Below are 23,872 nucleotides of genomic sequence, written 5' to 3'. Positions count from 1 at the left end.
TAGATCACTCTATCGAATCAGTAAACCAATGATGCTCCCTGCAGATTTACTACAGGCCCCTCCGGGTCCTGGCCTTGATTACAGCACGGATGTGGCACAAATCCAGTGCATGAAAAAGCGCCAGGGCCCTTTGGATTCGGGCGCTGGCGCTATGGGTCGTGGCGAAGTATGTCAGTCGATCCCGACAAACCCTCCAGTCTGGTGCTGCCACAACCGCGCATACAACCCACCATGAGCCAACAACTCGGCATGGCTGCCACTCTCGGCAATCTGGCCCTTCTCCAGCACCACCAAGCGGTCCATCCGTGCAATGGTGGAAAGCCTGTGGGCGATGGCGATCACCGTCTTGCCCTGCATGAGGGTTTCCAGGCTTTCCTGAATCGCCGCTTCCACTTCCGAGTCCAGCGCCGAGGTGGCTTCATCCATGATCAGGATCGGCGCGTCCTTGAGCAGCACTCGGGCGATGGCGATGCGCTGGCGTTGCCCGCCGGAGAGCTTCACTCCGCGTTCACCGACGTGGGCATCCAGGCCGGTGCGGCCTTCGGCGTCCGAGAGCAGCGGGATGAACTCGTCGGCACGGGCCTTGTGAACGGCTTCCCACAGTTCGTCGTCGGTGGCGTCGGGCTTGCCGTACAGCAAGTTGTCGCGGATCGAACGGTGCAGCAGCGAGGTGTCCTGGGTGATCATGCCGATGCGCTCGCGCAGGCTTTCCTGAGCCACCTCGGCAATGTTCTGGCCGTCGATCAGGATGCGCCCGCCTTGCAGGTCATACAGGCGCAGCAGCAGGTTGACCAACGTCGACTTGCCGGCGCCGGACGGGCCGATCAGGCCGATTTTTTCACCCGGCTTGATGTCCAGGTTCAGGCCGCCGATGATTCCGCTTTTCTTGCCATAGTGGAAATCCACCTGCTCGAAACGCACTTCGCCATGGGGCACGCTCAGGCGTGGGGCGTTTTCCCGGTCGGTCACGGCCACCGGTTGCGCGATGGTTTTCAGGCCGTCTTGAACCATGCCGATGTTCTCGAAAATGCCGTTGACCACCCACATGATCCAGCCGGACATGTTGACGATGCGAATCACCAGGCCAGTGGCCAGTGCGATGGCGCCCACCGAGATCAGCGACTGGGTCCACAGCCACAGGGCAAGGCCCGTGGTGGTGACGATCAACAGACCATTCATGCTGGTGACAGCGATGTCCATGCTGGTCACCACGCGGCCGGCCAACTGGCTTTTTTGCGTTTGTTCGACGATGGCTTCCTTGGCGTAGTTCTGCTCGAAGTTGGTATGGGCAAACAGTTTCAAGGTGGTGATGTTGGTGTAGCCGTCGACGATCCGTCCCATGAGCTTGGAGCGCGCTTCGGAGGAGTTCACTGAGCGCTGTTTGACCCGTGGCACGAAGTAGGTAAGGGCCAGGCCGTAGCAGATGATCCAACTGATCAGCGGGATCATCAGCCGCCAGTCAGCCTCGGCGAACAGCACCAGCGCGCTGATGGCGTAGATCAGTACATGCCAGATGGCATCCACTGCCGACACTGCCGAATCCCGCAGGGAAGTGCCGGTTTGCATGATGCGCTGGGCAATGCGCCCGGCGAAGTCATTCTGGAAGAAGTTCAGGCTCTGTTTGAGCACGTAGCTGTGGTTCTGCCAGCGGATCAGGCTGGTCATGCCGGGGTTGATGGTCTGGTGCACCAGAAAATCGTGCAGAGCGCCGAAGATCGGGCGCAGTAGCAAGGCAACCACGGCCATCCAGATCAGCTCGGTGCTGTGGATCTGGAAGAAGTTGGCAGGCGGCGTGCCCTGGGCCAGGTCGATGATGCGACTCAGGTAGCTGAACAGCGCCACCTCGATCAACGCGCCAATCAGCCCCACCACCAGCAGCGCGGCAAAGCACGGCCATACCTGGCGCAGGTAATAGAGGTAGAAGGGCAGGACTTTATCGGGAGGGGCCGCGCTGGGAGGGTCGCGGAAAATATCGATCAGTTGTTCAAAACGACGATAGAGCATTAGGTCTGACGCCCGCCTGGCGGGCTCTCCTGTTCAAATACGCGCGGTGCCTTGTGGGCACCACGCGAAACTCCCTGTAGACCTCAGTCGATGCGCTTGGCCGACTTGATCAGGACAGGATCGATTGGCACGTTTTGCATGCCGCTTTTGGTGGCGGTCTGAGAGTTGACGATGACGTCAACCACGTCCATGCCTTTGACCACTTTGGCAAATACGGCGTAACCGGCATCGCGACCCGGATCGAGGAAGGCATTGTCGGCGACGTTGATAAAGAACTGGCTGGTGGCGGAGTTCGGATTCGAAGTGCGCGCCATCGACAAGGTGCCGCGTACGTTATGCAGGCCGTTGCTGGCTTCGTTAGTGATCGGTGGCTGGGTGTCTTTCTGCTGCATCTGCGTGGTGAAACCACCGCCCTGAACCATGAACCCAGGGATCACACGGTGAAAAATGGTGTTGGTGTAGAAACCCTTGTCGACGTACTCAAGGAAGTTCTTGGTGCTGATTGGCGCCTTTACCGGGTCCAGTTCGATTTCGATTTCGCCGTTGGTGGTAACGAGCAATACATGGGGTGCCTTGGCCGGCGTGGCCGCCATCAGGTTGGCAGCAAACAGAACAGAACCGGCAAAGAGGGCGATTTTTTTCAGCATGGGTCAGTGATCCTAGGTAGTGGTTTCGACTGTCTTTAGAAAGTCGAGCAAGGTGGCATTAAAGACTTCGGATTGGTCCAAGGGCGTGGCATGGCGAGAATCCTTGATCACCACCAGCCGCGCATCGGGCAGCAGTTTTACATAGATTTCCTTCTGCGCCACCGGGGTGTAGTCGTGGTCGGCGCTGACGACCAGCGTTGGACAGGAAATTCGTGAAAGTCGTTCCTGAACGCTCCAGCCGACGATTGCATCGAAGCTAGCGAGGTAAGCACGTTTGTCGTTTTTTGCCCAGCGTTCGGTCATTTTGCGCCGCAGTTCGGCCTGCTCCGGTTTGGGGAAGAGCATGCTGCCCAACGCCTTGCCGATGCTGTTCAAGCTGAGGATTCGCGCCAGGCTCCAGCGCTTGGCCCATTGCCAATAATCGTTGGCGGTGCGGACCTTGACCTGGGGCGCGCTGTTGACGATGCACAGGCTCTTGAGCAAATGGGGCTGATCCACCGCCAATTGAAAGGCGATCATGCCGCCCATGGACAAACCGACCACGTGAGCCGGTGTCAGTTGCAGATGTTCGATCAGCGCCACCAAATCGGCGGTAAACCCGGCGATGCTGTAGCGCTCACGGGGTTTATCGGAGCGGCCGTGACCGCGTACATCCACCACGATCAACCGGTAGTGCTTGGACAGCACAGGCACCTGAAACTCCCAATCCAGGCTGCTGGAGCCCAGGCCGTGGATCAGGATCAGCGGCGCGCCGTGACCATATTCCTCGTAATGCAGGGTGCAACCTTCATGTTCGAAATAGGCCATCGGTGAACTCCGTTTCAGGCTTGCTGTGGTGCTGCAAAGGGCGCATCCAGCGGCGCGGTGTCAAAGGTGCGCAGCAGTTCGACGAGAATCTGCGTGGCCGGACCCAAGGGTTTGTCTTTGTTGGCGTACAGGAAAAACGTCGGATGGCGACTGCCGCCCTGTTCCAAGGGTAGCTGCTTGAGCACGCCTTCCTTGAGTTCGCGTTCGATCATGTGCCGGGGCAGCCAGGCAAACCCCAGGCCGCTGCCGACGAAGGCGGCGGCGGTGGCCAGGCTGCCGACGGTCCAGCGCTGCTCGGCGCCGAGCCAGCCGACATCCCGCGGTTGCTGGCGACCGGAGTCGCGGATCACCACTTGCATTTGGCTTTCCAGGTCCTGGAAGCTCAGTTCGCGGTTCAGTCGGTGCAACGGATGCTCGGGATGGGCAACGGCGACAAATTCCACGTCGCTCATCTCGGTGCCCAGGTAACCCGCAATGCTGAAGCCGCTGATGGCCAGGTCGGCCACGCCTTCCATCAGCAACTCTTCGACGCCGGAGAGCACTTCTTCGCGCAGGCGTACCCGGCAGCCCCGGCTTTGCGGCATAAAGGCGGTGAGGGCGCGTACCAGGCGGGCATTGGGATAGGCAGCATCGACCACCAGTCGCACTTCGGCTTCCCAGCCCTGCTCCATATGGTGGGCGAGGTCTTCCAATTGGCTGGCGCTTTTCACCAGTTGCCGGGAGCGGCGCAGCAGCACTTCGCCGGCGTCGGTCAGGACCGCCTTGCGCCCGTCGATGCGCAGCAGCGGCACGCCCAGTTGGTCTTGCATGCGTGCAACGGTGTAACTCACGGAGGATTGCGAACGGTGTAGCGCTTCAGCCGCCTGGGCGAAGCCACCATGGTCGACCACGGCCTGCAGCGTGCGCCATTGATCAAGGGTAACGCGGGGCGCTTTCAAAATGGGTTCCTCTTGTCCTAAGCTGGCGGTCCTTATTGGAGACTGCCGAATGAGAAAATTCTGTTGTGTGCTGCTGGCGCTGCTGCCTTTGAGCGCGTTTGCCTATCCGATCGATGTGGAGAAAAGCATCACCGGGGTCAGTATTGACTACACCGCCGATGATACGGATGCCGACATTAGTTCGATCCAGCTAAACAATTACGGCACGAACGACGCGGTGTGCAAGGTAGCCTTTCGCAATGGTCCGGAAACGCCGCGTCTGCGGACGGTTACGGTGCCTGCCGGTAAAAGCACCCATGCAACCGCCAAGTTCACGCGCTCGATTATCAAGATGCGCATCAAGCTGACCTGCGCCGCGAAATAAGGCAAAGCTGCGCGTGCCCACAGCGATACTGCGCTTATAAACAAATTTATAGATGGGTTATAGCAGTTTTTTACGCTTTTTTATCGAATCGGTTCTGTTTAGCCTTCACTCCATCGACTTACAGCATTCACCGATGGAGGCTACCGAGCCATGTCACGCGTTCTGATCATTGAAAGCAGCGCCCGCCAGCAGGATTCAATCTCCCGCCAACTGACTCAACAGTTCATCAGCCAATGGCAGATTTCCCATCCGGCTGATCAGATCACTGTGCGTGACTTGGCCATCAACCCGGTGCCTCACTTGGACGCCAACCTGCTGGGCGGCTGGATGAAGCCCGCCGAGCAACGCAACGCCATCGAGCAGGTAGCTCTGGAGCGCTCCAACGAGCTGACCGACGAACTGCTGGCCGCCGACGTCCTGGTGATGGCCGCGCCGATGTACAACTTCGCCATTCCCAGCACCCTCAAGGCCTGGCTCGACCATGTGCTGCGCGCCGGCGTGACCTTCAAGTACACCGCCACCGGGCCTCAAGGGCTGCTCAATGAAAAGCGTGCTTTCGTCCTGACCGCTCGCGGCGGCATCCATGCCGGCGCCACCAGCGATCATCAGGAACCCTACCTGCGCCAGGTCATGGGCTTTATCGGCATCCACGACGTCACCTTCATTCATGCCGAAGGGGTGAACCTGGGTGGAGATTTCCAGGAGAAAGGCTTGAATCAGGCCAAGGCGTTATTGGCGCAGATTGCCTGATCCTTTAATCGCCAGATAATCGCCTGATGTTTGAATAGCTCCACGCAAACCCTTCAAGTACGCGTACTGAACCTCCCTTTGCACTTGTTGCTCCTGAGTGCTCCGACCCGATTGACGCTTTAGCGAGATCGGGTTTTTTTTGCCTTGAGTTTCGCAAGTGCTGGAAAACCGCTAAGGTCGCCGCCATTCGATACGAGGCGAGCATGGGCTATCTACTGGTTGTCACCCTGATTCAGGCGTTTTCCTTTAGCCTGATCGGCGAATACCTTGCCGGTCACGTCGACAGCTACTTCGCTGTGCTGGTGCGGGTATTGCTGGCCGGGCTGGTGTTTATCCCGCTGACCCGCTGGCGTTCAGTGGAGCCGGCCTTCATGCGCGGCATGTTGCTGATCGGCGCCCTGCAATTTGGCGTGACTTACGTTTGTCTGTACTTGAGCTTCCGGGTGCTGACGGTGCCGGAGGTATTGCTGTTCACCATCCTCACACCCTTGCATGTGACCTTGATCGAGGATGCCCTGAACCGGCGCTTCAATCCGTGGGCGCTGATCGCCGCGCTGGTGGCGGTAGCGGGTGCGGCGGTGATTCGTTTCGATCAGATCAACCCCGACTTCTTCATGGGCTTTTTGCTGCTGCAACTGGCCAACTTCACCTACGCGGCCGGGCAGGTGCTTTACAGGCGCCTGGTGGCCCGTCACCCCAGCGATCTGCCGCACTACCGGCGTTTCGGTTATTTCTATCTCGGTGCGTTGGCGGTGGTTTTGCCGGCGTTCCTGCTGTTCGGCAAGGCCAATTTCCTGCCGGAAGCGCCGTTGCAATGGGGCGTGCTGGTGTTCCTTGGCCTGGTCAGCACTGCACTGGGCTTGTACTGGTGGAACAAGGGCGCTTGCCAGGTCAACGGCGGCACGCTGGCAGTGATGAATAACCTGCATGTGCCAGTGGGGTTGCTGCTGAACCTGTTGATCTGGAATCAGCATGAGCCGTTAGGGCGGTTGTTTCTGGGTGGGCTGGTGATTCTGGGGGCGGTGTGGATCAGCCGATTGGGCATCAAACGCGCCGCCAGCGCCCTGTAGGCGCTGGCGTAGCAGCTATAGCGAGGCGCTCTTTTCGGGCAGGTGGCTGGCGCCGAGCACCGCTGGCAACATCCCCGCCCGCAAGTCGTTGCCACTGGGCTGCTGATACAGGCTCAAGCCGAATTCCGGCAGCAACGCCAGCAGGTAATCGAAGATGTCCCCCTGGATACGCTCGTAATCGACCCACGCCGTGGTGCGGGTGAAGCAGTAGATTTCCAGCGGCACGCCTTGGGCGGTGGTCTGCATCTGACGGACCATGCAGGTCATGTTCGGCTGGATTTCCGGGTGGCTTTTCAGGTAGGCCAGGGCGTAGGCACGGAAGGTGCCCAGGTTGGTCATTCGCCGGCGGTTGGCCGACAGCTGCGCGCTGTTTTCCTGGGCTTCGTTCCAGGCCTTCAATTCCGCCTGTTTGCGGCCTATGTAGTCGGTCAGCAGGTGGACCTGGGTCATGCGCACTTCTTCATCATCGCGCAGGAATCGCACGCCGCTGGCGTCGATAAACAGGCTGCGCTTGATCCGTCGCCCGCCCGAGGCCTGCATGCCGCGCCAGTTCTTGAAGGATTCGGACATCAGGCGCCAGGTGGGGATGGAGACGATGGTCTTGTCGAAGTTCTGCACCTTGACCGTGTGCAGGGTGATGTCCACCACATCGCCATCGGCGCCGACCTGAGGCATCTCGATCCAGTCGCCGACCCGCAGCATGTCGTTGCTGGTCAGTTGTACGCTGGCGACGAATGACAGCATGGTGTCCTTGTAGACCAACAGGATCACCGCCGACATGGCACCAAGACCGGAGAGCAGCAACAGTGGCGAGCGGTCGATCAGGGTGGCAACAATGATGATCGCGCCAAACACGAACAGCACCATTTTTGCCAATTGCACGTAGCCCTTGATGGAGCGGGTGCGGGCGTGTTCGGTACGGGCGTAGATGTCCAGCAAGGCGTTGAGCAGGGCGCTCATGGCCAGGACCTGGAACAAAATGGTGAATGCCAGGGCGACATTGCCGATAAACACCGTGCTGCTCTTGCTCAGTTCCGGCACCAGGTGCAGGCCGAACTGGATCACCAGTGATGGCGTCATTTGCGCCAAGCGGTGGAAGACTTTGTTGTGCCGCAGGTCATTGAGCAAGTGCAGCGCTGGCTGGCGGCCCAGCAATTTGACGGCATGGAGGATCAGGTAGCGTGCCACCCGTCCGAGAAGAAGGGCCACCACCAGCAAGATCACCAGGGCCAGGCCTGAATGCAGCAGCGGATGTTGATCGAGGGCGCCCCAAACGTCTTGGACGTTGAGCCAGAGCTGTTTGATATCCATGGGTAAACGCGATTCTTCTGTAGGACGTGATGGGGCAATTAGAGCATTTAAGTGCTTCAAAGTTATCGTTGCGGACAAACCCCCTGACAAAAAAGCACCTGATTAGCGTTGTTCGCGTAAAGAAACTCGGCCTTGGCGCCCGAAACCGTTACCCTATGCAGCTGTTTTTTTGTATTTCTTCGAGGTAACACCCGTGTTTTCCCAATTCGCCCTGCACGAACGCCTGCTCAAAGCCGTGGCCGAGCTTAAATTTGTCGAGCCAACGCCTGTGCAAGCAGCGGCCATCCCGCTCGCGCTCGAAGGGCGTGACCTGCGGGTGACAGCTCAAACCGGGAGCGGCAAAACCGCTGCTTTCGTTCTGCCGATCCTCAACCGTCTGATCGGCCCGGCGAAAGTCCGGGTCAGCATCAAGACCCTGATCCTGCTGCCGACTCGTGAGCTGGCCCAGCAGACCCTGAAGGAAGTCGAACGCTTTGCGCAGTTCACCTTCATCAAGTCTGGCCTGATCACCGGTGGCGAAGACTTCAAGGTCCAGGCCGCCATGCTGCGCAAGGTGCCTGACATCCTGATCGGTACGCCGGGCCGGATGATCGAGCAACTGAACGCCGGCAACCTGGACCTCAAGGAAGTCGAAGTGCTGGTCCTCGACGAAGCCGACCGCATGCTTGACATGGGTTTCTCCGACGATGTGCAGCGCCTGGTGGAAGAGTGCACCAACCGCCAGCAGACCATGCTGTTCTCCGCCACCACCGGTGGTTCGACCCTGCGCGACATGGTCGCCAAGGTCCTGAACAACCCCGAGCACCTGCAACTCAACGCCGTCAGCCAACTGAACTCGACCACTCGTCAGCAAGTCATCACCGCTGACCACAACGTGCATAAAGAGCAGATCCTCAACTGGTTGCTGGCTAACGAGACCTACCAGAAGGCCATCGTCTTCACCAACACCCGGGCCATGGCCGACCGCATTTACGGTCGTCTGGTGGCGCAGGAGTACAAGGCGTTTGTCTTGCACGGTGAGAAGGACCAGAAGGATCGCAAGCTGGCCATTGACCGCCTGAAACAGGGCGGCGTGAAGATCCTGGTGGCCACCGACGTCGCCGCACGCGGCCTGGACGTCGACGGCCTGGACATGGTGATCAACTTCGATATGCCTCGCAGTGGCGACGAATACGTACACCGTATCGGTCGTACCGGTCGCGCCGGCAACGATGGCCTGGCCATCTCGCTGATCTGTCATGGCGACTGGAACCTGATGTCGAGCGTCGAGCGCTACTTGAAGCAGTCGTTCGAGCGCCGCACCATCAAGGAAGTCAAAGGCACCTACGGCGGGCCGAAGAAGGTCAAGGCGTCGGGCAAGGCTGTTGGCGTGAAAAAGAAAAAGGTCGACGCCAAGGGCGAGAAGAAGAAAACCGGCGCCAAGTCGCCGACCAAACGCAAGATAGCCAACCGACCGAAGACCGACGCACTGTCGCTGGTCAGCAAGGACGGCATGGCGCCACTCAAGCGCCGCAAGCCAGAAGCGCCAGCCGCTGAATAAAGTGTTGGCGTAAAAAAAACCGGACGATGTCCGGTTTTTTTTGGCCTCAACTATCGGCTTTGGCCGCCGCTTCTTTCAACTCCTTGAGTCGAGCGTCGATCAATTGGCACTTGTCCGGGAACTTTGAACTTTCGGTATCCAGGTCCATTTTCTGCAGCTCATCGTTGATTTCCTTGGCTTTTGTTGGATTCTGTTCGGTGAGCCTTGTCACTTCCAGGGCCAGTTGCTCACGCTTGGTCGTGGCTTCTTCCGGGGTGCAGGCCCAGACGGGCAGGGCGGCCAGCAACGTAGCCGCGATGGCCATATTCAGTAGGGTTTTCATTGTTCAGACCTCCATGGCGGTGATATTTGGTTGAGGGCCCAGGCGGGTGAAAAGTTCAGTGCAATGACGCCTGTCCACTAGGCTGAACGGCCAGTGATGTCGCATGTCACAACCTTTGAAGGGCATCTTTTCCGTGTGCCTGCAGGAGGAATCAGGATGACGACTTACAATTGGGATTTGATCGAGCGTCTGCTTCATGAAGTGCAGAACAGCGCCGGTCACAGCTTTACACCACGCCCCTACGCCGAACAGGAAGCGGCGGCCAAGGCGGCGGACGGTGAGCCGACGGGTAACCTGGATGAGCTGAAAGTGACTGCCACCGAGTACGAAAAGCTCTTGCTGGACCGTGGCTTTATCGAGTCGCGTCCTGAAGATGAAGGTGGCAATGGCGAAAACTTCATCCTGACCCCTCGCGGCTCACAGTTGTTGAGCCTGATCGACAGCTCGATCCCCGGCAACGATCACCCGCGCGAGGTGCTGGATGAGCAGGCGGATGCGCTGGATACGGCGACGTTTGATGAGGTAGCGTCCAAGGCGCAGATTGCCTGATTAAATGTTGAGCGAGCTTGCTCCGGGCGGCGATCTGACGATGGTCGTGTACGTTAACGCGTGCTTTTTGGATAAGCGCGCGGTTCTTGAACTCATCGCGAGCAAGCTCGCTCTACAAAGGGGCGGCCTTCAGGCATTTTAATGCCTTGAAATCACTGCGCACCTTGTCGATCTTCAGCGCCAGTTTCTGCCGTTGCTGCACGGTGCTTTCGGCCATCAGGTCGACGATCAGGCTGCGGGCCGCAGCTTCGGTCTGGGCGTAGGCTTGTCGATAGTCCGGGGTCCACAGGCTTTCCCGGTCCACCAGTAGCTGTTCCATTTTTTGCGGGAAATCGCTGCTGGCGCGTTGCCCCACGGCTGCGATGAACTGCGCCTGCCAGTGAGCCCGGTTGCCGATCCATTGTTTGTTCTGCTCGCCCAGTGCGATCGACCAGGCCGTCACTCGATTCTGCTGGCTGGTGCTTAATGGTCCCAGCCATGCATCCAGGCGTTTGCTCATGCGCTCGCCGCGCTCCTTGATCTGCTGTTCCAGAGACGGGTTCAGGTATTCGTCCTGGCGCTTGCGCAGGTCCTTGGCCAGCGCCTCGTTCATTTCCTCGACCTGCTGGTCGTCCAATCCTTGCAGCAACTCGATGGCCGATGGCGTGACTTCGCGCGCGACCTCGGCAATGGCCTGTTTGGCTTCAGTGGTACGGGTTTGCAGAGCGGCGTCGGTCACCTGATTGCTGTCGACCATTTGTTGCAAACGGTCCAGCCAGCCCAGGTAGCCCGGCAGTTGCGTGGTGCAATGCCAGGCCAAGTGTTCCTTGAGTTTGTCGTTGAACCAACTCTTTTGCCCGGCGTTCATGTCCAGGTAGTCGTTGAGGGTCCAGGGGATGATCACGTCGAGGTTGCGGTAGGCCAGGCCGACGCGGTTGCAGCCTGCAAGCACCAGGCTCAGGGTCAGCAATACCACCAGGAGTTTTAACCGACGCAGCATGGGCGAGTCCTTGCGCAGACGAGAGTAGTGCATCTGAACTCGCCATGGGCGCGACAGTTCAGCCCATCAATAAAACGATCGTTCGGCCTTCAAGGTCAACAGGCCATCACATTGCGAATTGCGCCCAGAGTAGGCCGAGCAATCGCCGCCGCGGAGGCTGGAGTCGCTGTAGATTAGATCAAGGTCAATGCCCATCCAGGGGCGAGAGAACTTCACCGACCAGTCGCTGAAGTTACTGATGGAGCCGCCCTCGGCCAATGAAACCGGGGCGCCCAACCGGTGAGTGGTGTACTTCATGCTGACGCCGATGCCGAAGGGCTGAGTGCCTCCCAGGTCGGCAAACAAGGTGCTGTCACGGCGGTCTGGGTCGTTGCTGAAAGACGCGCCGAAGCGATTGCCCAGCAAGTTGAGACCTCCGTAGAGTTCCTGGCTATCGAGGGGGCTTAGCTTGGGGTAGCTGTAATGAATCATCCCCAATTCATAGCCCAGGGTCTGGTCGAAAGGGCGCTTGAAACCCATATAGGAATCGACTTCCAGGTTGCTGGTCGGCGAAATGCCCATGCTGGGTGAGAATTGGCCGAAGTACAGGCCGCTGTCGTGGGTCAGGTCCAGTCCGCCATGGAAGGAGTCGCTGCCAGCAGACGTGGGTTTGACCAGGCCCTGGGCCATGCTGCGGCTGGGGCTGGTGCCTAACTTGAGGTCGAAATCGCCCAATTCACGCTGGAAGACCTGCGCTTGGGCAACGGGGCAAGCCAACAGGGCGCTGACCAGGAGTATGCATATTTTGAGCACGCTTCACTCCGTAAAAAGCGAGGAGCAGTAACCGGAAATATCAGGAAAATGCCTGATCTAGACGTGTGCAAGCATACCGGCGAAAGCCTGGCGATGAGGCCCGTTCGTCGATTAGCTAAGCAAGAGGTGTATCAAGATGGGTGTTGCGTGCTCTAGTCCTAGCGCCTTGGAAGGCAAAGCGCATAGGGACCAGGTGTGATGCGCAAGCTGCTTTTTTTAAGCTTACTTCTTGCCCAGCGTAATCTGCTTGGACGGACCGAAAGTCTGACCGCTCACGCCTTTGGCAATCTGCTGGATTTCGCCACCGGATTTGAGGAAGGCAGCAATTTGGTTGTTGATCGATTCGCTGGTTTCAACGGCCGGAGCTGGCTTTGCTTTGCTGTTGGATGCTTTTACGCGCATGGCGGCCACTAACCTGTAGAAAATTAACTTGGCCAAACATCATACATGAAAAGCTTGACAATTGCTTGGCAAATATCCTCCTGAAATAAGCGGTGCTGTTGGAAAGTAGCTAAGTTGACGTTTGAAAAAATACCTAACTCGCTGTTTTAACTACGAACCCTCGAGGAAGCGTGCCTGGATCATCGGTGAAATCGAGGGTGTTGATCAGACGAGCGGGACCGTTCGCACTCAGGACATGATTTTTCGGGGTTGCGCGCCTGGACGCGGCACCGCCGCCGCTAAACTCGGGTAGAATGCCGCCCACGCAATGAGGGTATTGGAAATGGCTTTAGTCGGGCGCTACAACAGCTTGCAAGTGGTTAAACACACTAACTTTGGTTTGTACCTGGACGGTGATCAAGAGGGAGAGATCCTCTTGCCCAATCGGTATATCCCCAAAGATATTCCCAGTGAAGATGAAGACTGGCTTAACGTTTTTATTTATCTGGACAGCGATGACAAACTCATCGCCACCACGGAAAAACCGAAAGTTCAGGTGGGCGAGTTTGCCAGTCTGAAAGTTGTTGAAGTGAATAGTATCGGCGTCTTCCTGGATTGGGGCCTGCCCAAAGATTTGCTGCTGCCGTACTCCGAAGAAAAACGCCAGATGACGGCGGGTGAATATTGCGTCGTGCATGTCTATCTCGACAAACACACCAAGCGCATCACCGCCACCGCGCGTCTTGATCGCTATCTGGACAAGACCCCGGCCAACTACCAGGTCGGTCAGGAAGTTGACTTGCTGGTAGCCGAAGCGACCGATATGGGCTTCAAGGCAATCATCAACAACAAACACTGGGGTTTGATTCACAAGAACGAAGTGTTCAAGTTCCTGCGTCCGGGCAAGGAAGAGAAAGGTTTTATCAAGGAGATTCGTGCCGACGGTAACATCAGCCTGAGCCTGCAGCCGGTGGGCGAAGAAGCCGCTTCGAGCCTGAACTCGAAGATCCTTGCCAAGTTGCGTGACAACAACGGCACCTTGCCAGTTAGCGACAAAAGCGACCCGGCGGTGATCAGCAGCTTGTTCGGTGTCAGCAAGGGCAACTTCAAGAAGGCCATTGGGGCGCTCTACAAGCAAGGGCACATTGTGATTCACGCGGATCGTATTGAGCTGAGCTGACCATCCGAGAGTGCGCGGGCAGCAGGACGTGGCTGGCCGCTTGGTGTTCACCTTCCGACGCAGCTGTTCCTATCGGGCGCGGCTGGCCCGCCTGGTTTTCCCACGAGTGCGTGTTTGATGTGGCGCAAAGCCATGCTCGGGGCTAATCTCAATGCGTGGATTGACCTGCAATAAGAGAGCAGGACGGTACCGCTGCAGGGCACACGAGCGATTGCTTGAACGATCAGTCAAAATCGTGATCAATTCAGTAATAGTTCGTTGTGGTTTCAGGCGAGCATTACGTAGGACTTAGGGCTACTATCTGTAGGAAGCGGTTACAGAATTCCAGCCGCTCGGCACTACCCTCAAAGGGGGCACCATGAAAGAGAAACTGCAAAACTGGCTGCACGACCTCGGCGTCGCACTCGGCTTGATCGAGCCACCGCTGCAACCGGTGCCGATTCGCACCGATGATGAGCAGCGTCGCCCACGTCGCAGGTAAGTCCTGAAAAGCGCTCGAACGATTGTTGCTGGTATCGGGCGAGCGCTGCCGGGTGAGTTATTTGGGGGCATTCCCTGTCCCTAAAGGTCACGCTCGCGGGCTAAATCCTTCCTAAATTCCCTCCCCCGGTGTATTCGTCTGATTATGGAGATTTCCTGGTCGGATATTTCCCATCGTGTTAAGCGTCAGCTTTTTCGTTATTTTAAATCCCCATACGGCTTTCCCCTCAAGGCAAAGGCAGCACTCAGGCCGCCTCGGCCACGGCCTCCGGCCGACGGGACAGCAAGCTCACCAACACAAAGCTCACCAGGCCAACCCCCAGGCTGTAATAGATCGGCGTATTGGCAGCCAACCCATCCTTGATCATGAACACCAGCGCGGTGACAAAGCCTAGCGTCATGGACGTAATGGCCCCCGAGGTGGTCGCCCGCTTCCAGTAGATTGCGCCAATCAACGGAATCAACATACCGCCCACCAACAGGTTGTAGGCCAGGGTCAGAGCGCTGATCACGTCGTTCACCACCAGGGCAATACCCAATACGGCGATGCCGGTCAGCGCTGTGAACAGGCGGTTGATCTTCAGGCTCGACTGTTTGCCACCGCGCAGACGCGGCAGCAGGTCTTCGGTCAGTACGGTGGAAGCGGCGAGCAAGCCGGCGCTGGCAGTGGACATCATCGCGGCCAGTGCGGCGGCGATCACCAGACCACGAATACCCTCGGGCAACGACACTTTGACGATCGCGGCAAAGGCGTTGTTGACGTTGTCCAGGTCCGGGATCAACACCTGGGCGGCCATGCCGATCAGCGCACAGGCCAAGCCGTAGAGAATGCAGTAGAAGCCAGCGAAGGTGCCGGCGTACTTGGCGACTTTTTCGTCACGAGCAGTGAACACCCGTTGCCAGATGTCCTGGCCGATCAGGATGCCGAAGAAGTAGATCATGAAGTAGGTGATGATGGTGTCCCAGCCGATGCTGGTGAAGCTGAAGCTCGATGCCGGCAGCTTGGCCACCAGTTCATCCCAACCGCCGACGCGGTACAGGCAGATCGGCAGCAGGATAAACATCAGACCGACGGTCTTGATCACGAACTGCACGATGTCGGTCAGGGTTAGCGACCACATGCCGCCGATGGTCGAATAAACCACCACCACGCCACCGCCCACCAACACCGAGATCCAGAACGGCAGGTCGAATAGCACTTGCAGCACGGTGCCGATGGCCAGGATCGAGGTCACGCCGATCATTAGCGCGTAGGCCAACATGATCACCGCGCTGGCCTGGCGGGCCATCGGGTTATAGCGTTTTTCCAGCACCTGGGTGACGGTAAAGATCTTCAGCTTCAGCAACGGTTTGGCCAGGAACAGGTTCAGCGCGATGATCCCCATACCCAGCGCGGCGCACAGCCAGAACCCGGAAATCCCGTGGACATAACCCAGGCGCACGGTGCCCACTGTGGACGCACCACCCAGCACGGTGGCGGCCATGGTGCCCATGTAGAGCGTCGGGCCGAGGTTGCGGCCGGCGACCAGGTAGTCTTCGTGAGTTTTGGCCCGACGCATGCCGTAGTAGCCGAGCACGAGCATTCCGGCGGCGTAGATGAGTACGACGAATAAATCCAAAGCCATGATGAGAGTCTCCGATTATCTTTTTTATGGGCTATCAGGCGGCTTGACGCATCGCCGGTTTATCGAGCGCATCCATGCGCTTGTTGCGAGGATCTTTCGGCCCATAAACACAGACCTACCACCAGGCCGATCCTCAGCGATGGACCACGCCGGGCAGTACGCAGAGCATCTCGTACAGCAAGTTAGCGCCCAGCAGCGAGGTGTTGCCGGTGGTGTCGTAGGGCGGCGAAACCTCTACCAGATCGCAACCAACCAGGTCGAGGCCCTGGCAGCCACGGATGATTTCAATGGCCTGGATAGTGGTCAGCCCGCCAATTTCTGGCGTACCGGTGCCAGGTGCCCAAGCCGGGTCGATGCCGTCGATATCAAAGCTGAGGTACACCGGGCCGCCGCCGACTTTTTCCCGCACTTCGGCCATCAAGGGCGCGAGGGAGTGATGCCAGCATTCCTCGGCCTGGATCACGCGAAAGCCCTGTTTACGGCTCCAGTTGAAGTCTTCGGCGGTGTAGCCCTGGGCCCGCAGGCCGATCTGTACCACACGGTCGCAATCGAGCAGGCCTTCTTCCACGGCGCGACGGAAGGTAGTGCCGTGGGCGATTTTCTCGCCAAACATATGATCGTTGACGTCGGCGTGGGCATCGATGTGCACCAAGCCAACCTTGCCGTGTTTTTTGTGGATCGCCCGCAGGATCGGCAGGGTGATGGTGTGGTCGCCGCCCAGGGTCAGGGGGATGACCTTGTGCTCAAGGATCTCATCGTAGGCTTCTTCGATAATGCGCACGGCGTCCAGCAGGTTGAAGGTGTTAATGGCGACGTCGCCGATGTCGGCAACCGACAGTGAGTCGAACGGCGCGGCACCGGTGGCCATATTGTAAGGGCGGATCATCACCGACTCGGCGCGAATTTCCCGGGGGCCGAAGCGGGTGCCGGGGCGCAGCGAGGTGCCGATGTCCAGGGGCACGCCGATAAAGGCAGCGTCCAGGCCTTCGGCCGATTGCAGATGGGGAAGACGCATCATGGTGGCGATGCCGGCGAAGCGCGGCATTTCGTTGCCGCCCAGTGGTTGGTGGAAAGTCTTGTCCACGGGATTGCCTCATCGTTATTTTGTTTATTAGAGGCCGATTCTGCGAAATGCCGAGGGTGGAAAGAATCGCTGTGGGCAAATACTTAGTTCATATTTTTCTAAACTAAAGCCTGAGGTAGACTGCGCAGTGATCATTCCCACGCTCCACGTGGGAATGCCGCCCTGGACGCTCTGCGTCCGCTCTTAAGCGGAGAACCCATGGCCAGCGCCTTGCCCGACCTCAAACTCTTGCGCATCTTCGTCAGCGTCGTGCGGCACCAGGGTTTTGCCAACGCCCAGCACGAACTCAACCTGTCGACGTCAGCCATCAGCACTTACATGAGCCAACTGGAAGGCGCGTTGGGTCTGGTGCTGTGCCACCGTGGCCGAGGCGGCTTCAGCCTGACCAGCAAGGGCGAGTTGTTCCACCAGGAAACCCTGCGTCTGTTGGGCGAGCTGGAAGGCTTCGAGCAATACGCCGCCGCACTCAAGGGCGAACTGCGCGGCACCCTCAAGCTGGGCGTGCTGGACTCCACCGTCAGCGACAAGGCGCTGCCGTTTGCCGAAGTGATTGGCGCCTACAGCCTTGAGCATCCGGCGGTGCATTTGCACCTGTCGGTGATGAGCCCTTACGAATTGCAGTTGGGCGTACAGGACAATCGCCTGGACCTGGCCATCGGTGCCTTTTCCACGCGCATGAGCGGGTTGATGTATATGCCGCTGTATCGCGAGCAGCACTGGCTGTATTGCAGCCCCCGCCATCCGTTGTTCAACGAGCGGCGTATTCCCGAACAGGTGATCACCCAGCAGCGCATGGTCGGCCGTGGTTACTGGAGCCAGGCGGAACTGGCGCGCCACGGCTTCAAGCACAGCGCCGCCACCGTGGAAAGTATGGAGGCTCAGTTGATTCTGGTGCTGTCCGGCGCTTACATCGGCTACTTGCCGGAACACTATGCCCAGGCCTGGGCCGACAAGGGCGACTTGCGGGTATTACTGCCGGCGACCTTCGGTTATCAGGCGCCGTTCTCGATGATTATGCGCCGGGGCCGCAGCCGCGAGCCGCTGATCCAGACCTTCCGCGATTTGCTTAAAGCCCAGCTCAACCAGGCCTGATCCCATGTCCAGACCCCAATGCCCACGCTGTATGCGCCCCGCCAGCCATTGTTTATGCGCGCTGATCCCCAGCCTCGACAGCCGTACTCGCGTGTTGCTGTTGCAGCATCCCAGTGAGGTCAACCATGCCTTGAATACGGCGCGGCTGGCGGCGTTGGGGTTGGAGAATGCGCAGTTGGTGGTGGGGGAGGTGTTTGACGATTTACCGGCGCTGTTGAACCCGCCGGGGTATCAGGCGCGGTTGTTGTTTCCCGCTGAGGATGCGCAGCCATTGCAGCCTTACACGCCGTCCGACGAACCGTTGTTGCTGGTGGTCCCCGACGGCACCTGGCGCAAGGCGCGCAAGTTGCTGCACCTCAATCCACTGCTGGCGGCACTGCCTCGGGTGACGTTGGCCGAGGGCGCTGTTTCCCGCTATCGGCTGCGCAAGGCACCGGGGCCTGGGGCATTGTCGACGGTAGAGGCGATTGTGCAGGCGTTGCAGGTGCTGGAAGCTCCGGCCTCATTTGAGCTGTTGTTGAAGCCGTTTGAAGCGTTGATCGAAGGGCAGATTGCGGCGATGGGCGAAGAGGTTTTTCGTAAGAACCACGGCAATGGGCCCCCCCGTAGCAGTTGACGAGTAGAACGAGGCTACGTTCGGCGGCGCAGCCGTCGTAAACCATCCACCCCGGTATGCCAGATATACCTAGGACACAGGTTTTACGAGGACTTCGTCCTCGGACGCAGCCTCGTTCTACTCGACAGCTGCTACGAGGGGATATGCATTCCGTCAGGCGTACATCTACCGTTCGCGCATTGCCTCCGTCCGTGCCTTCAACACTGGCTTGAGCAAGTAATCCAGCACACTCTTCTCCCCGGTAATGATGTCTACCGTTGCCACCATCCCCGGAATGATCAGCAGCGGTTTGGCATCCCCGCCCAGATGGTTTTTTTCGGTGCGTACCTGGATCAGGTAGAAACTGTTGCCCTTGTCATCGGTAATCGTATCGGCGCTGATCAACTCCAGCTTCGCCGCCAGCCCACCGTAGATGGTGTAGTCGTAGGCACTGAACTTGACCATCGCCTTCTGTCCCGGATGCAGGAACGCCACATCCTGCGGGCGCACTTTGGCCTCGATCAGCAGGTTGTCTTCCAGGGGCACGATTTCCACCATATCGCTGCCCGGCTGGACCACGCCACCGATGGTGTTGACCTTCAATTGCTTGATCACCCCATGCACCGGCGAGACCACGGTGGTGCGGCTGACCCGGTCGTCGATGGCGATGCTCGTGGCGGTGATTTTCGACAGGTCGGTGCGTTTTTCATTGAGTTCCTTGGCCGCGTCCGAACGAAAGCCCTGCACCGATTCGTCGATCTTGCTCTTGATCTCATTGATCGCTGACTCCGCCCGCGGGATCGCCAGGGTGGTCGCGTTCAATGAGCCACGAATCTCCACAGCGCTGCGTTTGAGCCGCAGAATTTCCACCGGCGACACCGCGCCGGTGCCCACCAGCGGCGCCGACATGTTCATCTCTTGCTGCAGCAACGCCAGGCTGGAACTGAACTGGCCTTGCTTGGAGCGAAACTCCGCCAGTTCCTGGGTTTTCTGCCGCAGTTGTTCGGTCAACGTCCGTTGTTCGCTGTTCAGGCGCCGCTGGCGTTGTTCATATAAAGAGCGCTCGTCCTCGGCCACCTGCGGCGCCTTGGCGATCACTTCGTCTGACAGCTTGAACGGCCGGCCTTCAGCCTCAGCGGACAGCCGCTCGACCTGGGCGATCAGCGCAAAACGGTCGACCTCGCTTTCGCCCTTGTTGGAACGAAAACGCGTGTCGTCCAGTTGCAGCAAGGTGTCGCCTTTATCGACCATTTGTCCTTCGCGCACGAAAATCTGCGTGACGATACCGCCCTCCAGGTTCTGGATCACTTGCACCTTGCTCGATGGGATGGCCTTGCCTTCGCCCATGGTTACTTCATCGAGCACGGCGAAATTGGCCCAGACCAGGGCGCTGATGATCAGGGCGGCGGTGAGCCACACGGTGATGCGCGAGCCTCGTGGCGAATCCTGCAGCGAGGCGCCGGCCACTTCGGGCATGAATTCGCTTTCGGCGCTTTTGCCAAAGCTTGAGAAATAGCCCCGTGAACCGGTAGTCGCTGACATGGTAGGGCTCCTAGACCGCCGCCGAGCCGACACGGCCCTTGCGCAGTGCATCGATGACGCTTTCTTTCGGGCCATCGGCAACGATCCGGCCGTTGTCCAGAACGATCAGCCGATCCACCAGGCTGAGCATCGAGGTGCGGTGGGTCACCAGCAGCAAGGTCTTGCCCTTGATCCAGTGTTCCAGGCGCTGGCGCAGGCGTTCTTCGCTGCTGTTGTCCATGGCGCTGGTGGGTTCGTCCAGCAGCAGGATAGGCGGGTCGAGCAGCAGCGATCGAGCCAGCAGCACCGCCTGGCGCTGGCCGCCGGAAAGCAGTTGGCCGCGTTCACCCACTGGGCGGTCGAAGCCCTGCGGATGTTGGCGGGCCAGTTCGCTGACGCCGGTCAGTTCGGCCACTTCGAGCATCCGCGCGTCGCTGATGTAGCGGGCGCCGAGGGTCAGGTTATCGCGCAAGCTACCGGCCAGCAGCGGCAGGTCATGGGCGACGTAACCCACTTGCTGACGCAGGTCGGCCACATCCAGTTGCCGCAGGTCGAGGCCGTCCAGCAGTAATTGGCCTTCATCGGGCGCATAAAAACCCATCACCAGTCGCCCGAGTGTGCTTTTGCCCGAGCCGCTACGGCCGATGATGCCGACGCGTTCGCCGGCCTTGAGGCTGAAACTGATAGTGGTCAGGGCCGGGGCGTTTTGCCCGGCGTAGCGGAAGGTCACTTGGTTGACTTCCAGCGCTCCGGTCAATTGTGTGCGCTCCAGCGGGCGCTGGTGCGGGTCGCGCTCCTGGGGCAAGGACATTAGCGCGTCGGTGCTGCGCATGGTCAGTTGCGCCTGTTGGTAGCGGGTGATCAACCCGGCGATCTGCCCCAGCGGCGCCAATACCCGGCTGCCGAGCATGTAAGTTGCCACCAGCGCACCGACGCTGAGGTTGCCGGCAATGATGCTGTAGACCCCGGCGACGATGGTGGCCATCCCGGAAAACTGCTGGATAAACAGCGTGCCGTTGGTCGCCAGCGCCGACAGGTTACGCGCGTGGCTGTCGAGGCGGGTGAGCGCGCCGTGGGTACTTTCCCACTGGTGCTGGCGTTCGCTTTCGGCGCTGCAGGCCTTGAGGGTTTCCAGGCCGCCGAGGGTTTCAATCAGCAGGGCCTGGCGTTCAGCCCCCAGGGCCAGGCTTTTTTGCACGGTATCGCGCAGGCGAGTCTGGATGATCAGGGCGAAGAGGATGGTCAGTGGAAACGCGCACAGCGGGATGATCACCAGCCAGCCGCCCAGCAGGCCGATCACCACCAGCATCAGCACGGCGAAGGGCAGGTCGATCAGGCTGGTGAGGGTCACGGCGGTGAGGAATTCCCGCAGGCCCTGGAAGTCATGGATGCTCTGGGCGAAGCCGCCGATGGTCGCGGGTCGGGCCTTCATCGACATGCCGGTGATGCGTTCGAACAAGGTAGCGGAAAGAATTACATCGGTCTTCTTGCCGGCAGTGTCCAGTAAATGGGCGCGTACCACCCGCAGCACCAACTCAAAACCGGTGCCGATCAACAACCCGATGGCCAGCACCCACAAGGTCGAGACCGCCTGGTTGGGTACCACGCGGTCGTAGGTTTGCATGACGAACAGCGGCACCATCAGCCCCAGCAGGTTGATCAGAAAACTGGCGAGAATCGCATCGCTGTAGAGCCAGCGGGACAGTTTCAGGGTGTCGCGAAACCAGGCTTCAACCCGAGGTACCAGGGGGGCGCGCAGGTCTTCGATTTCGTGACGGGGGCGGGCGAACAAGGCCTGGCCGCTGTAGGCCTCGGCCAGTTCTTCGCGGCTGACCCATTGCTCGCCACCTTCGGCCTCGCTGGGCAAAATCAGCGCCTGGTCATCTTCGCTCCAGCGTCTGAGGACGGCGCAGCGGCCGTCCTTGAGTATCAGCAAGACCGGCAGGTTCAACGCTGAAATCGCTCCCAACTCGCGACGCAGTAACCGCGCTTGCAAACTGGCCCGCGCCGCAGCCCGTGGCAACAACTCCAGGCTCAGGCGCTGTTGCGCCAACGGCAAACCGGCACTCAGGCTGGAACGGCTGACGGTGCAGCCGTGCAGTTTGCAGAGGATCAGCAGACCGTCGAGCAGCGGGTCATCAAAGCTCTGGCGCGGGTCGCTGCCGGTGTTCAACGGTTCCATTTGGGTCACGGCGGTGTGCTCCACGGCTTAGGGCTACTTCATTTCAGGCAAGTGGGCATCGCTTCTGACTTCCGACTGGGCAATGGCTTCGGCCGGCACCACCACGCGTTCCTTGTTCAGCAACTCGCCTATGTTGGCCAGCACGCGGTACATGGAAAACTCTTCGGTGTAGCGCACTTCGGTGTAGCGGCGGTTGGCGTTGTACAGCTCGTTTTCACTGTCCAGCAGGTCGAGCAGGGTGCGTTGGCCAAGGCCGAACTGATCCTGGTAGGCCGCCCGCACCCGTTGGGTGGTTTCGGCGTATTCCCGCGCGGTGGGGGTCTGCACGCGCGCGTTGTCCATCGCATGCCAGGCCAGCGAGAGGTTTTCGTTGAGCATGCGCAGGGCGTTGTTGCGGATGTCCATGGCCTGGTTGATCTTGTGGGAGTCCGACGCCAGGCGGGCCTTGTCGCTGCCGCCACGGAACAGGTTGTAGTTCATCACCACGCCGACCCGCCATTCATTGTCGTGGCCGAGATCACCCTGCACATTGTTGTTGGCGCCCACCGCCGCTTCGGCATCGAAGCGCGGGTAGAACGGCGATTTGGCCACTTCGTACTGACTTTCGGCGGCCATCACATCGGCCTGGGCGGATTTCAGGTAGGGGTTGTTCTCCAGCATGCTGCGCCTTGCGCCGAGCATGTCAGCGGGCAGTTCTCCCTTGATCGAGGCCGGGCCTTCCAGCTCATCGGGCAGACGACCGACAACGCTGAAGAAATTCGACTCGGCGTCCTGCAGGTCGACCATCGCCGTCTGGTAGTTGTTTTCCGCCAGGGCCCGACGGGCAGTGGATTGATCGCTGTCGGCGGTGCTGCCGATGCCGCGCTGAGTGCGCAGGCCGATCTGGTCATTGACCCGCAGGTGCGCCTGCAGGTTGTTTTTTGCCAGGGTCAGCAACTCCCGCCGTTTCAGCACTTCCAGGTACACCTCGGTGGTACGCAAGGCCAGGCTCTCGGCGGTGCCACGGGTGTAATAGGCTCTGGAATTGACCACTGCGCCCGTGCGCTGCACTTCGTTGGAGGTGTTGAAACCGTCGAAGAGCATTTGCCGCAAGCGCAGTTCCGACTGGGTGTAGTTGTCGGTTTGCGTATTGTGGTTGTTCCCTCGCGCCCGTGTGGTGCTGTTGTCGCTATAGCCGCGGCCATAGGCGGCGTTGAGGTCGAGGCTGGGGTAGAAACCGCCCCGGGCGACTTTCACATCCTCATCGGCCGAGAGCCGGTTGTTGCGGCTGGCGTTCAGTTCTGGATGGCTGTCCAGAGTGCTTTGGATCGCTTGGGTCAGCGACATGGCTTGGGTATTGGCGCAGGCCATGGCGATCAGAATCGCGCTGCAGAGTGGGGTCAAAACGCGCATGGGGTACATCTCCCGCTGTCAGTGTTGCTAGCTTGTCGTCATTTATTTGACGAATTTTAATGGTCAAACCGTCTCAGGCTTGTAACAACACAGCTAAGAACATTTGCGGGGCAAGCTAAGAAGAATTTCTCATAATGGTTATGCACAAAAAAACTTATGCGTTCGGCCTGAAGCAATACATTGTTCAAACCATAGGCCTTGAATTTTAAGCGCTAGGGCGCGTTTTCGGGCTCAAGGAAAGTTCAATCGCAAATGCAATCGGGTGAA

The 23,872-nt window shown here is 59.2% G+C and carries 23 protein-coding genes and 1 pseudogene; 10 read left to right on the top strand and 14 right to left on the bottom strand.

Annotated features, from left to right (window positions below; genetic code table 11):
- Positions 1 to 171 precede the first annotated feature (171 nt).
- From ACZRJ6_RS01290 to ACZRJ6_RS01275, 4 genes are all read right to left on the bottom strand, one after another.
- The gene (locus ACZRJ6_RS01290) at positions 172 to 2,004 is read right to left on the bottom strand and encodes an ABC transporter ATP-binding protein (protein ID WP_463970321.1); all 1,833 of its coding nucleotides are present in this window, start codon (positions 2,002 to 2,004) and stop codon (positions 172 to 174) included.
- Positions 2,005 to 2,087: 83 nt separating this feature from the next.
- Positions 2,088 to 2,651, bottom strand: a complete 564-nt coding sequence (locus tag ACZRJ6_RS01285; RefSeq protein ID WP_133101818.1) for a peptidylprolyl isomerase — start codon at positions 2,649 to 2,651, stop codon at positions 2,088 to 2,090.
- A 12-nt stretch (positions 2,652 to 2,663) separates the two neighbouring features.
- Positions 2,664 to 3,458, bottom strand: a complete 795-nt coding sequence (locus ACZRJ6_RS01280) for an alpha/beta fold hydrolase (protein ID WP_463970320.1) — start codon at positions 3,456 to 3,458, stop codon at positions 2,664 to 2,666.
- A 14-nt stretch (positions 3,459 to 3,472) separates the two neighbouring features.
- Positions 3,473 to 4,396 (bottom strand): LysR family transcriptional regulator, encoded by a 924-nt coding sequence (locus tag ACZRJ6_RS01275; RefSeq protein ID WP_463970319.1) that lies wholly within the window; start codon positions 4,394 to 4,396, stop codon positions 3,473 to 3,475.
- Positions 4,397 to 4,445: 49 nt separating this feature from the next.
- Here ACZRJ6_RS01275 and ACZRJ6_RS01270 point away from each other — a divergent pair, with 49 nt between their 5' ends.
- From ACZRJ6_RS01270 to ACZRJ6_RS01260, 3 genes are all read left to right on the top strand, one after another.
- Complete coding sequence (locus ACZRJ6_RS01270) at positions 4,446 to 4,760, top strand: 3-phosphoglycerate kinase (RefSeq protein WP_463970318.1); 315 nt, start codon at positions 4,446 to 4,448, stop codon at positions 4,758 to 4,760.
- Between the two features lie 150 nt (positions 4,761 to 4,910).
- Positions 4,911 to 5,510, top strand: a complete 600-nt coding sequence (locus tag ACZRJ6_RS01265) for an FMN-dependent NADH-azoreductase (RefSeq protein ID WP_463970317.1) — start codon at positions 4,911 to 4,913, stop codon at positions 5,508 to 5,510.
- 203 nt (positions 5,511 to 5,713) lie between these two features.
- Positions 5,714 to 6,580 carry a carboxylate/amino acid/amine transporter gene (locus ACZRJ6_RS01260; protein ID WP_463970316.1) on the top strand — a complete coding sequence of 289 codons (867 nt, stop codon included), beginning with the start codon at positions 5,714 to 5,716 and terminating at the stop codon, positions 6,578 to 6,580.
- Positions 6,581 to 6,595: 15 nt separating this feature from the next.
- Here the strand turns inward: ACZRJ6_RS01260 and ACZRJ6_RS01255 are convergent, their stop codons facing one another.
- Entirely contained in the window at positions 6,596 to 7,891 is a 1,296-nt protein-coding gene (locus ACZRJ6_RS01255) for a mechanosensitive ion channel family protein (RefSeq protein ID WP_463970315.1), read from the bottom strand.
- 193 nt (positions 7,892 to 8,084) lie between these two features.
- Here ACZRJ6_RS01255 and ACZRJ6_RS01250 point away from each other — a divergent pair, with 193 nt between their 5' ends.
- Positions 8,085 to 9,431 carry a DEAD/DEAH box helicase gene (locus tag ACZRJ6_RS01250; RefSeq protein ID WP_133101811.1) on the top strand — a complete coding sequence of 449 codons (1,347 nt, stop codon included), beginning with the start codon at positions 8,085 to 8,087 and terminating at the stop codon, positions 9,429 to 9,431.
- A 46-nt stretch (positions 9,432 to 9,477) separates the two neighbouring features.
- On the opposite strand, the gene ACZRJ6_RS01245 is transcribed toward ACZRJ6_RS01250, so the two are convergent.
- A complete protein-coding gene (locus ACZRJ6_RS01245) occupies positions 9,478 to 9,753 on the bottom strand; it encodes a hypothetical protein (protein WP_463970314.1) in 276 nt (91 codons plus the stop codon).
- A gap of 156 nt (positions 9,754 to 9,909) precedes the next feature.
- Between ACZRJ6_RS01245 and ACZRJ6_RS01240 the strand changes: the two genes are divergently transcribed.
- On the top strand, positions 9,910 to 10,302 hold the full coding sequence (locus ACZRJ6_RS01240; RefSeq protein WP_463970313.1) for a transcriptional regulator: 393 nt from the start codon (positions 9,910 to 9,912) through the stop codon (positions 10,300 to 10,302).
- A 112-nt stretch (positions 10,303 to 10,414) separates the two neighbouring features.
- Here the strand turns inward: ACZRJ6_RS01240 and ACZRJ6_RS01235 are convergent, their stop codons facing one another.
- From ACZRJ6_RS01235 to ACZRJ6_RS01225, 3 genes are all read right to left on the bottom strand, one after another.
- Positions 10,415 to 11,281 (bottom strand): DUF6279 family lipoprotein, encoded by an 867-nt coding sequence (locus tag ACZRJ6_RS01235; protein ID WP_463970380.1) that lies wholly within the window; start codon positions 11,279 to 11,281, stop codon positions 10,415 to 10,417.
- A gap of 66 nt (positions 11,282 to 11,347) precedes the next feature.
- Positions 11,348 to 12,073, bottom strand: a complete 726-nt coding sequence (locus ACZRJ6_RS01230; protein ID WP_463970312.1) for a TorF family putative porin — start codon at positions 12,071 to 12,073, stop codon at positions 11,348 to 11,350.
- A 222-nt stretch (positions 12,074 to 12,295) separates the two neighbouring features.
- Positions 12,296 to 12,475, bottom strand: a complete 180-nt coding sequence (locus tag ACZRJ6_RS01225; protein WP_007946007.1) for a hypothetical protein — start codon at positions 12,473 to 12,475, stop codon at positions 12,296 to 12,298.
- Positions 12,476 to 12,797: 322 nt separating this feature from the next.
- Between ACZRJ6_RS01225 and ACZRJ6_RS01220 the strand changes: the two genes are divergently transcribed.
- The 3 genes and pseudogenes from ACZRJ6_RS01220 to ACZRJ6_RS01210 all read left to right on the top strand — a co-directional run bounded on the left by ACZRJ6_RS01220 (position 12,798) and on the right by ACZRJ6_RS01210 (position 14,115).
- Complete coding sequence (locus ACZRJ6_RS01220) at positions 12,798 to 13,634, top strand: S1-like domain-containing RNA-binding protein (protein WP_133101807.1); 837 nt, start codon at positions 12,798 to 12,800, stop codon at positions 13,632 to 13,634.
- A pseudogene (locus ACZRJ6_RS01215) lies at positions 13,630 to 13,808 on the top strand (LysR family transcriptional regulator); the annotation flags it as partial. The gene ACZRJ6_RS01220 and the pseudogene ACZRJ6_RS01215, both read left to right, overlap by 5 nt.
- 184 nt (positions 13,809 to 13,992) lie before the next feature.
- Positions 13,993 to 14,115 (top strand): PA1414 family protein, encoded by a 123-nt coding sequence (locus ACZRJ6_RS01210; protein WP_003210728.1) that lies wholly within the window; start codon positions 13,993 to 13,995, stop codon positions 14,113 to 14,115.
- A gap of 244 nt (positions 14,116 to 14,359) precedes the next feature.
- Here the strand turns inward: ACZRJ6_RS01210 and ACZRJ6_RS01205 are convergent, their stop codons facing one another.
- Together ACZRJ6_RS01205 and speB are read right to left on the bottom strand one after the other, a co-directional pair.
- The gene (locus ACZRJ6_RS01205) at positions 14,360 to 15,739 is read right to left on the bottom strand and encodes a sodium:solute symporter family protein (protein WP_463970311.1); all 1,380 of its coding nucleotides are present in this window, start codon (positions 15,737 to 15,739) and stop codon (positions 14,360 to 14,362) included.
- Positions 15,740 to 15,872: 133 nt separating this feature from the next.
- The gene (speB, locus tag ACZRJ6_RS01200; protein ID WP_463970310.1) at positions 15,873 to 16,823 is read right to left on the bottom strand and encodes an agmatinase; all 951 of its coding nucleotides are present in this window, start codon (positions 16,821 to 16,823) and stop codon (positions 15,873 to 15,875) included.
- Between the two features lie 198 nt (positions 16,824 to 17,021).
- Here speB and ACZRJ6_RS01195 point away from each other — a divergent pair, with 198 nt between their 5' ends.
- The gene (locus ACZRJ6_RS01195) at positions 17,022 to 17,915 is read left to right on the top strand and encodes a LysR family transcriptional regulator (RefSeq protein WP_463970309.1); all 894 of its coding nucleotides are present in this window, start codon (positions 17,022 to 17,024) and stop codon (positions 17,913 to 17,915) included.
- A 4-nt stretch (positions 17,916 to 17,919) separates the two neighbouring features.
- Positions 17,920 to 18,531, top strand: coding sequence for a tRNA-uridine aminocarboxypropyltransferase (locus ACZRJ6_RS01190; RefSeq protein ID WP_463970308.1), 612 nt, complete (start codon positions 17,920 to 17,922; stop codon positions 18,529 to 18,531).
- 165 nt (positions 18,532 to 18,696) lie between these two features.
- On the opposite strand, the gene ACZRJ6_RS01185 is transcribed toward ACZRJ6_RS01190, so the two are convergent.
- Genes ACZRJ6_RS01185 through ACZRJ6_RS01175 form a run of 3 tightly spaced genes read right to left on the bottom strand, consistent with a single transcriptional unit; the run spans position 18,697 to position 23,605 of the window.
- Positions 18,697 to 20,052, bottom strand: a complete 1,356-nt coding sequence (locus ACZRJ6_RS01185; protein ID WP_463970307.1) for an HlyD family type I secretion periplasmic adaptor subunit — start codon at positions 20,050 to 20,052, stop codon at positions 18,697 to 18,699.
- A 10-nt stretch (positions 20,053 to 20,062) separates the two neighbouring features.
- On the bottom strand, positions 20,063 to 22,222 hold the full coding sequence (locus tag ACZRJ6_RS01180) for a type I secretion system permease/ATPase (protein WP_463970306.1): 2,160 nt from the start codon (positions 22,220 to 22,222) through the stop codon (positions 20,063 to 20,065).
- A 24-nt stretch (positions 22,223 to 22,246) separates the two neighbouring features.
- Positions 22,247 to 23,605 (bottom strand): TolC family outer membrane protein, encoded by a 1,359-nt coding sequence (locus ACZRJ6_RS01175; RefSeq protein WP_463970305.1) that lies wholly within the window; start codon positions 23,603 to 23,605, stop codon positions 22,247 to 22,249.
- Positions 23,606 to 23,872: the final 267 nt, after the last annotated feature.

It is taken from the genome of Pseudomonas sp. C321, from assembly GCF_055407105.1.
This window is presented reverse-complemented; position numbering and strand designations above follow the sequence as displayed.

Bases quoted from the DNA above. Each gene is read 5' to 3' on its own strand.
- ACZRJ6_RS01270 (WP_463970318.1), top strand. From the start codon at position 4,446: ATGAGAAAATTCTGTTGTGTGCTGCTGGCGCTGCTGCCTTTGAGCGCG.
- ACZRJ6_RS01185 (WP_463970307.1), bottom strand. From the start codon at position 20,052: ATGTCAGCGACTACCGGTTCACGGGGCTATTTCTCAAGCTTTGGCAAA.
- ACZRJ6_RS01235 (WP_463970380.1), bottom strand. From the start codon at position 11,281: ATGCTGCGTCGGTTAAAACTCCTGGTGGTATTGCTGACCCTGAGCCTG.
- ACZRJ6_RS01290 (WP_463970321.1), bottom strand. From the start codon at position 2,004: ATGCTCTATCGTCGTTTTGAACAACTGATCGATATTTTCCGCGACCCT.
- ACZRJ6_RS01195 (WP_463970309.1), top strand. From the start codon at position 17,022: ATGGCCAGCGCCTTGCCCGACCTCAAACTCTTGCGCATCTTCGTCAGC.
- ACZRJ6_RS01255 (WP_463970315.1), bottom strand. From the start codon at position 7,891: ATGGATATCAAACAGCTCTGGCTCAACGTCCAAGACGTTTGGGGCGCC.
- ACZRJ6_RS01210 (WP_003210728.1), top strand. From the start codon at position 13,993: ATGAAAGAGAAACTGCAAAACTGGCTGCACGACCTCGGCGTCGCACTC.
- ACZRJ6_RS01240 (WP_463970313.1), top strand. From the start codon at position 9,910: ATGACGACTTACAATTGGGATTTGATCGAGCGTCTGCTTCATGAAGTG.
- ACZRJ6_RS01245 (WP_463970314.1), bottom strand. From the start codon at position 9,753: ATGAAAACCCTACTGAATATGGCCATCGCGGCTACGTTGCTGGCCGCC.
- ACZRJ6_RS01265 (WP_463970317.1), top strand. From the start codon at position 4,911: ATGTCACGCGTTCTGATCATTGAAAGCAGCGCCCGCCAGCAGGATTCA.
- ACZRJ6_RS01280 (WP_463970320.1), bottom strand. From the start codon at position 3,458: ATGGCCTATTTCGAACATGAAGGTTGCACCCTGCATTACGAGGAATAT.
- ACZRJ6_RS01260 (WP_463970316.1), top strand. From the start codon at position 5,714: ATGGGCTATCTACTGGTTGTCACCCTGATTCAGGCGTTTTCCTTTAGC.
- ACZRJ6_RS01225 (WP_007946007.1), bottom strand. From the start codon at position 12,475: ATGCGCGTAAAAGCATCCAACAGCAAAGCAAAGCCAGCTCCGGCCGTT.
- ACZRJ6_RS01190 (WP_463970308.1), top strand. From the start codon at position 17,920: ATGTCCAGACCCCAATGCCCACGCTGTATGCGCCCCGCCAGCCATTGT.
- ACZRJ6_RS01220 (WP_133101807.1), top strand. From the start codon at position 12,798: ATGGCTTTAGTCGGGCGCTACAACAGCTTGCAAGTGGTTAAACACACT.
- ACZRJ6_RS01285 (WP_133101818.1), bottom strand. From the start codon at position 2,651: ATGCTGAAAAAAATCGCCCTCTTTGCCGGTTCTGTTCTGTTTGCTGCC.
- ACZRJ6_RS01205 (WP_463970311.1), bottom strand. From the start codon at position 15,739: ATGGCTTTGGATTTATTCGTCGTACTCATCTACGCCGCCGGAATGCTC.
- ACZRJ6_RS01175 (WP_463970305.1), bottom strand. From the start codon at position 23,605: ATGCGCGTTTTGACCCCACTCTGCAGCGCGATTCTGATCGCCATGGCC.